This window comes from Sphaerotilus sp. (assembly GCF_041083715.1).
Taxonomy (GTDB): domain Bacteria; phylum Pseudomonadota; class Gammaproteobacteria; order Burkholderiales; family Burkholderiaceae_C; genus Sphaerotilus.
The window spans coordinates 1-7193 of the sequence record NZ_JBFPGY010000276.1 but is presented as its reverse complement, the minus strand read 5'-3'; the positions used below and the strand labels follow the sequence as shown (position 1 = coordinate 7193).

Genomic DNA, 7193 nt, shown 5'->3' with positions numbered 1-7193 from the left:
GGACGCGCGAACAGGCGCAAGCCCCAGAATACAAGGCTTCCCGCAAGAGCGGCCCACACCAACCATGCTGTCCAACGTGCTGCCATGGGGGCGGATTATGATCGACGGCCCCGCTGCTCTCAGTGCACTTCGGATCCCACATTCATGAAATCCTTGCGACACGCCGCCCAGCGCGGCTTCACCCTCATCGAGCTGATGGTGGTGCTGGTGATCATCGGCGTGCTGGCGTCCCTGATCGTGCCGAGCGTGCTCGACCGCGTGGACGAGGCCAAGGTCACCGCAGCCCGCACCGACGTCAACAGCCTGATGGAAGCCCTCAAGCGCTACCGACTCGACAACCAGCGCTACCCAACCAGCGAGCAGGGCCTGCAGGCGCTGGTGACCAAGCCGACCACCGGCCCGATCCCGCCGAACTGGAAGCCCTGCCTCGACAAGCTGCCCAACGACCCCTGGGGCCGCGCCTACCAGTACGCCAACCCGGGCGTGAAGGGTCCGATCGACGTGTTCAGCTACGGCGCGGACGGACAGGCTGGCGGCGAAGGCAAGGATGCGGACATCGGTTCCTGGCAGTGATGCCGTGACCCGTGCCCGCGGATTCACCCTGCTGGAGCTGCTGGTGGTGGTGGCGATCATCGCGCTGGCCAGCTCGATCGTGACCATGGCGCTGCCGGACCCGTCCAGCACCCGGCTGGAACGCGAGGCGACCCGGCTGGTGGCGATCCTCGAAACCGCGCGGGTGCAGGCCCGCTCGCTGGGCGCTCCGGTGCGGTGGGTGCCCGGCCGGCCCCGCCAGAGCGCCAGCGACAGCCCAGACCAGCCCGGCCCGGATTTCCACTTCACGGGACTGCCGGAGAACAGCGGCCTGCCCGAACGCTGGTCCGATGCGGACCTGGCGGGCAAGATCGGCATGGTGCTGCCACCGGGTCAATCCGGTCTGCTGCTCGGCCCCGAGCCCGTGATCCCGCCGCAGAAGCTGACCCTGCAGCTCGACGACAAGCGCCTGAGCCTGTCCACCGATGGCCTGGGTGCCTTTGCCGTGATCGCCGATGAACCCCCACCGCAGTGACCGCAGCCAGCGGGGGCTGACGCTGATCGAGGTGCTGGTGGCGCTGGCGATCGTCGCCATCACGCTGGCCGCCGGCATCAAGGCCGCCGGCGCGCTCACCGGCAACACCCAGCGCCTGGCCGACACGCTGGCCGGCCAGTGGTGTGCCGACAACTACCTCACCCGGCTGCGCCTGGAGCGGCAGCTGCCCCCGGTCGGCGACAGCGAGTTCAGCTGCGAGCAGGTCGGGCAGACCTACCAGGGGCGCGTCTCGGTGCGCCCGACGCCCAACCCGCTGTTCCGCCGCATCGACGTGCACATGCTCGATCCCGAGGGGCAGCACCTGCTGCTCTACACCACCGTGATGTCCCGTCTCTGAGGCCCCTGGATCGATGCGCCCGACCCGTTCCTTCCGCCCGCCCCGCCCCGCCGGCTTCACGCTCATCGAGGTGATGGTGGCGCTGTTCATCCTGGCGCTGATGTCGGCGATGGCGTGGCAGGGCGTGGATGCCATCGCCCGCAGTCGTGAATCGACCCAGGTGCGCATGGACCGGCTGCTGCGTCTGCAGACGGTGCTCGCGCAATGGGAAGCCGACGTGCACGAGGTGATCGACACCCAGGTCGTGCCAGGGCTGAACTTCGACGGCGCCACGCTGCGCCTGACGCGCCGCCAGCCCGAGGGCGTGCAGGTGGTCGCCTGGACGCTGCGCGGCGGCAACCTCTACCGCTGGAGCGCGCCGACCTCGACCGCGCTGGACACCTTGCAGGACGGCTGGATGCGCAGCTACCAGCTGCTCGGCAACGAGCCGGGCACGCTGCCGATGCTGGAACACGTCGCGCAGTGGCAGCTCTTCGTCTTCCTGACCAGCAGCAACGGCTGGAGCAACGCGCAGTCGAGCGGGGATGTCGCCCAGACGGCGCCGCCGATCCCGATCGATCCACCGCCGCCGGCGCCGGATGCGCCTGCATCCGGCGCCGGCACCATGAGCGGCAACGGCGTGGTCAGCATCGCCCCGCCGGTGGCGGTCAACCACGATGCACTGCCCGACGGGCTGCGGATGGTGGTCCGCTTTGCACCGGATGGCGCGGCCGACGGCACGCTGACCCGCGAAGTGCGGCTCATCCACCCATGACCACGACGCCCATGACGCGCCCCTGCTCCCCACCGGCACGCCAGCGTGGTGCCGCGCTGCTGACCGCGATGATCATCGTCACGGTCGTGGCGACGCTCGCCTCGGGCATGGTCTGGCAGCAGTGGCGTGCGCTGCAGGTCGAGGCGGCCGAACGCGCGCAGACCCAGTCGGAGTGGGTGCTGCAGGGCGCGCTGGACTGGACACGCATGATCCTGCGCGAAGACGCCCGCGAAGGCGGCGTCGACCACCTCGGCGAGCCCTGGGCCGCGCCGCTGGCCGAAGCCCGGCTGTCCACCTTCCTGGCGGCCGACCGCTCGATGGCCGAGGAGGCACCCGACGCCTTCCTGTCCGGCCGCATCGTGGACGCCCAGTCGCGCTACAACCTGCGCAACCTCGTCCAGCAGGGCAAGGTCAGCCGCCCCGAGCTGCAGACGCTGGAACGCCTGTGCGGCTTCCTGGGCCTGAACGGCGACGTCGCGCCGCGGCTGGCCGAGGCGCTGCGCCGCGCCACACCGGGCAGCGCCACCGAGGCGCCGTCCGACGCCGGCACCACCACGGACACCCTGCCGCTGATGCCCGCCTCCGTCGAGGATCTCGGTTGGCTCGGGCTGGATGCCGCCACGGTGCGGCGCCTCAAGCCCTATGTCGTGCTACTGCCGCGCGAGACGCCGGTCAACCTCAACACAGCGGCCAAGGAGGTCATCGCCGCGGTCCTGCCGGGCATCGATCTGGCGACCGCCGAGCGCCTGGTGCAGGCACGGCTGCGGGATCCGCTGAAAAGCCCCGCCGATGCCAAGACCGTGCTGGGCGAGCGGGCCCTGACCGACGCGCGGCGCGTCAGCGTCAACTCGAACTACTTCATCGTCTACGGCGCGCTGCGGCTGGACCAGGTGACCGTCGCCCAGCGCTCGCTGCTGGAGCGCAACGGGCGCGACGTGCGCACGCTGTCCACGCAGCGCCTGCGCGACCTGACCGAACTGGAAAGTTCGCTGCAGCAATGAACACTGTCACCAGGTTCGGCCGTGCTGCACGGTCGATCGGCGGACCCGCACCTACAATCCGCCGAACACGTCCACCCCACCCATGAGCCTGCTCGTCATCCAATTGCCCACCCGCACCCGGCTGCATCCGCAGAGCCGTGCGTCTGCGCCAGGCGCGGGTGTCCGGGCCGAGCTGGGCTTCGTGCTCAGCCCGGACGGGCAGTCGATCCAGTCGGAAGGCCAGTGCGCCGCGTCGCTGCTGCCCAAGGCCACCGCGGTGGTCGCCGTGCTGGCACCGGCCGATGTCGCGTTCCACAGGCTGACCTGCCCGAAGGCACCCGCGGCCCGCCTGCGTGCGGCGCTGGCAGGGATCCTGGAAGAGCAGGTGCTCGACGAGGTGGACCAGCTGCACCTGGGCCTGGCACCGGACGCCCGGCCCGGCGACGAAGCCTGGGTCGCCGCCATCGACCGCGGGTGGCTGACGGCAGAGCTGGCCGCGCTGGAGACCGCCGGGGTCGTCGTGGACCGGGTCGTGCCGGGGCTGTGGCCCGATGCGCAGGCCCATGGCCATTTCCACGTGCCATACGACGACGACAAGCCGAAGACGCTGCTGACCTGGGCCGATGCGCAGGGCGTGAGCACCTGGCCGCTGCAGGGCAGCCTGTCGCGCGGCCTGCTGCCCGAGCCACTGGCCGACAACACGCTGTGGACGGCCGACCCCGCTGCCGCTGCACCGGCCGAACGCTGGCTGGGACAGCCGGTGCAGGTGCTCGGCATGGGCGCGCGCCTGCTGGCCTCGGCGCAGAGCGGCTGGAACCTGCGCCAGTTCGAGCTGGCCGCGCGCCACCGCGGCCTGGCGCTGCTGCGCGATGCGGGCAAGCAGTTCCTCACGCCGGGCTGGCGGCCGGTGCGCCTCGGGCTGATCGGGCTGCTGCTGGCGAATCTGGCTGGCCTGAACGCCTGGGCCTGGATGCAGCGCAACGAGCTGCAGGTGCGCCGCACCGCGGTCACCAACCTGCTGCGCACGACCCACCCGCAGGTGCGCGCCGTGCTGGATGCCCCGCTGCAGATGGCCCGCGAGAACGAGCAGTTGCGTGCCAGCGCCGGCCGGCCCGGCGACACCGACCTGGAGCCGCTGCTGCAGGCCGCCGCCAGTGTCTGGCCGGAGGGCCGACCGCCGCAGGTCATCCACTACGAGAACGGCCGCCTGTCGCTGGGTGCGCCCGGCCTCGGAGCGACCGAGGTCAGCCGCATGAAGGCCACGCTGGAGCCTGCGGGCTGGCTGATCGAGCACACCGACAACCAGATCACCCTGAGCCGCCCGACCACGCCGGGAGCCATCCGATGACCTCCATCCTGCTGCGATCCGACGCACTGCGCCAGCAACTCGCCCCGCTGCAGCAGCGCTGGCAGTCGCTGGCACCGCGCGAGCGGCTCGGCGCCACGCTGGGCGGCGTGCTGCTGCTGGTGTTCCTGCTCTGGACCATCGGCGTGCAGCCGGCGCTCAAGACGCTGCGCACCGCGCCCGCCCAGCAGGCCGCGCTCGACGCCCAGCTGGCCCAGATGCAGCGCCTGGCGGCCGAGGCGGGCGAGCTGCGTGCGCTGCCACCCGTCGATGCGGTGCAGGCTGATGCGGCCCTGCAATCGGCCACCGAGCGCCTCGGCGCCGCGGCCCGCCTGCAGCGCAGCGGCGAGCGCCTGAGCGTGGCCTTCACCAGCGTCGAGCCGGCTGCGATGATGGGCTGGCTCGCCGAAGTCCGCGCCGCGGCCCGTGTGCGCGTCGTCGAGACACAGCTTGGCCGCACCGGCAATGGCTACAGCGGCAGTGTCGTGCTGACGCTGCCCACACCCGCAACGGCACCGCGCTGACAGGATCCGAGCCCGCACATGGCCCTCCACGGCAGCCCCTGGCGCCCCACCTACCAGCCATCGGCACACCCGTCGATCTTCGGCACGGCCACACGCAAGGCACCTGGCCACGGCTGGGTCGCGCAGGCGCGGGCCAGCCGGCGCTGGGCTGTGGCCGGTGCCGTCATCGGCGCGGTCGGCGCACTGATCGCGTTCGCGCCGGCGCACTGGCTGGCCCAGGCGGTCGCCCGTGCCACGCAGCAGCGCGTGCTGCTGGCCAACGCGCAGGGCACGGTCTGGGCCGGCGATGCGGTGCTGATCCTCGGTGCCGGCGCCGGCAGCCGGGACGCGCGTGCCCTGCCCGGCCGCATCCGCTGGACATTGCGCCCGGCCGGCACCGCCCTGCGTCTGGCGCTGCAGCACGACTGCTGCCTCAACGGCGAACAGCTGCTGCTGGTGCGCCCCGGCGTCGGGCAGGTGCAGGTGGCCCTGCAGCCGGGCCGGGCCGACCAGGGCGACTGGGTCGGCCAGTGGCCTGCAGCCTGGCTGGTCGGTCTGGGCACGCCGTGGAACACCCTGCGCCCCGGTGGCGCGCTGCGGCTGACCACGCAGGCGCTGTCGCTGAGCTGGGCCCAGGGCCGCTTCGCGATGACCGGCAGCGCAGGGCTGGAGCTGCGCGATTTCTCCTCCCGCCTGTCGACGCTGCCGCGCCTCGGCAGCTACCGGGTCACGCTCAGCGGCGACCCGGCCCAGGCCGGCACCGCCATGGTGACGCTGGACACCCTCGACGGCGCCCTGCGGCTCAGTGGCTCGGGCAGCTGGAGCCAGGGCGGACTGCGCCTGCGCGGTGAAGCCACCGCCACCGACGCCGACCGCCCGGCCCTGAACAACCTGCTCAACATCATCGGACGGCGCCAAGGCGCGCGCTCCCTGCTCACGATCGGATGACCATGACGCTGTGCCCACGTCCCTCCGCCCCGCGCCGCGTGCTCGCCGCGGCGCTGGCCGGCACCCTGGCCCTCGGCCACCTCGCGCCGCTGCAGGCGCAGCAGACGCAGCCATCGCGCCGCAACGCCCAGGCCGCGGCCAAGGTGACGGTGAACTTCGTCAACGCCGACATCGAGGCGGTGTCGCGCGCGATGGCCGCCATCGTCAAGCGCCAGATCCTGGTCGACCCACGCGTGCGCGGCCAGATGACGCTCTACAGCGAGCAGCCGCTGACCGAACGCGAGGCCTTCCTGAACTACCTCTCGGTGCTGCGCGGGCTGGGCTTCACGGTGGTGGACGTGGCGGGGCTGCTCAAGGTCGTGCCCGAGGCCGAGGCCAAGCTGCAGACCGGCACCGTCTCGGTCGGCAACGTCATGCGCTCCGGCGACCAGATCCTCACGCAGGTGTTCCCGCTCAAGCACGAGAACGTCAACAACCTCGTGACCGTGCTGCGCCCGCTGATCACGCCCAACAACACCATCAACGCCAACCCCGGCAACAACACGCTGGTCATCACCGACTACGCCGACAACCTGCAGCGCCTGGCCCGCATCATCGCGGCGCTGGACACGCCCGCGGCGACCGATGTCGAGGTGATTCCAGTCAAGAACGGCTCGGCTTCGGACCTCGCGCCGATGGTGCAGCGCTTCGCCGATTCTTCGGCCGGTGGCACGCCCGGCGCACCGGCGGCGATGGCCGGCGGCGTCTCGATCATGGCCGACCCCCGCACCAACTCGCTGCTGGTGCGGGCCCCAAACGCGGCGCGGCTGGCCGTCATCCGCGGCGTGATCGACAAGCTCGACCGGCCTGGTCCGCCCGGCACTGCCGCCGGCAACATCTACGTCGTGTACCTGAAGAACGCCGACGCGACCCGGCTGGCCACGGTGCTGCGCGCCGCCTATGGCGGCGGCAGTGGCGGCAGCGGGGCATCGGGCGGCAGCGCGGGCACCACCGGCAGCACGGGACTGGGCTCGACCGGCACCAACGCGGGCGGCATGGCCGCGGCCATCGGCGGCCAGACCGGTACGGGGGCCTCGACGCAGTCGACCAGCCCGGTGAGCGCCTCGGCCAGTCCCTCCACGGGCGGCTTCGTGCAGGCCGATCCGTCCACCAACTCGCTGATCATCACCGCGCCCGAGCCGGTCTACCGCCAGCTGCGCGCCGTCATCGACCAGCTCGATGCCCGCCGCGCGCAGGTCT

At 72.0% G+C, this 7193-nt stretch carries 9 protein-coding genes; all 9 read left to right on the top strand.

Annotation, left to right across the window (positions count from 1 at the left end; translation table 11 throughout):
- Positions 1 to 144 precede the first annotated feature (144 nt).
- Positions 145 to 573 carry a type II secretion system major pseudopilin GspG gene (gene gspG / locus AB3X43_RS12590; RefSeq protein ID WP_369430200.1) on the top strand — a complete coding sequence of 143 codons (429 nt, stop codon included), beginning with the start codon at positions 145 to 147 and terminating at the stop codon, positions 571 to 573.
- A 4-nt stretch (positions 574 to 577) separates the two neighbouring features.
- Entirely contained in the window at positions 578 to 1066 is a 489-nt protein-coding gene (locus AB3X43_RS12585; RefSeq protein ID WP_369430199.1) for a pilus assembly FimT family protein, read from the top strand.
- Entirely contained in the window at positions 1047 to 1424 is a 378-nt protein-coding gene (gene gspI / locus AB3X43_RS12580) for a type II secretion system minor pseudopilin GspI (protein WP_369430198.1), read from the top strand. The genes AB3X43_RS12585 and gspI overlap by 20 nt, the downstream gene beginning before the upstream one ends.
- A gap of 13 nt (positions 1425 to 1437) precedes the next feature.
- Complete coding sequence (locus AB3X43_RS12575; protein WP_369430197.1) at positions 1438 to 2178, top strand: PulJ/GspJ family protein; 741 nt, start codon at positions 1438 to 1440, stop codon at positions 2176 to 2178.
- Positions 2175 to 3179, top strand: a complete 1005-nt coding sequence (gene gspK, locus AB3X43_RS12570) for a type II secretion system minor pseudopilin GspK (protein WP_369430196.1) — start codon at positions 2175 to 2177, stop codon at positions 3177 to 3179. The genes AB3X43_RS12575 and gspK overlap by 4 nt, the downstream gene beginning before the upstream one ends.
- 82 nt (positions 3180 to 3261) lie before the next feature.
- Entirely contained in the window at positions 3262 to 4506 is a 1245-nt protein-coding gene (gene gspL, locus AB3X43_RS12565) for a type II secretion system protein GspL (protein WP_369430195.1), read from the top strand.
- Positions 4503 to 5027 (top strand): type II secretion system protein GspM, encoded by a 525-nt coding sequence (gene gspM / locus AB3X43_RS12560; protein ID WP_369430194.1) that lies wholly within the window; start codon positions 4503 to 4505, stop codon positions 5025 to 5027. Before gspL ends, gspM begins: the two co-directional genes overlap by 4 nt.
- Before the next feature lie 18 nt (positions 5028 to 5045).
- Positions 5046 to 5954 (top strand): type II secretion system protein N, encoded by a 909-nt coding sequence (gene gspN, locus AB3X43_RS12555; protein ID WP_369430193.1) that lies wholly within the window; start codon positions 5046 to 5048, stop codon positions 5952 to 5954.
- 2 nt (positions 5955 to 5956) lie between these two features.
- On the top strand, positions 5957 to 7193 hold a 1237-nt coding region (locus AB3X43_RS12550), incomplete at its 3' end, for a secretin N-terminal domain-containing protein (RefSeq protein WP_369430192.1).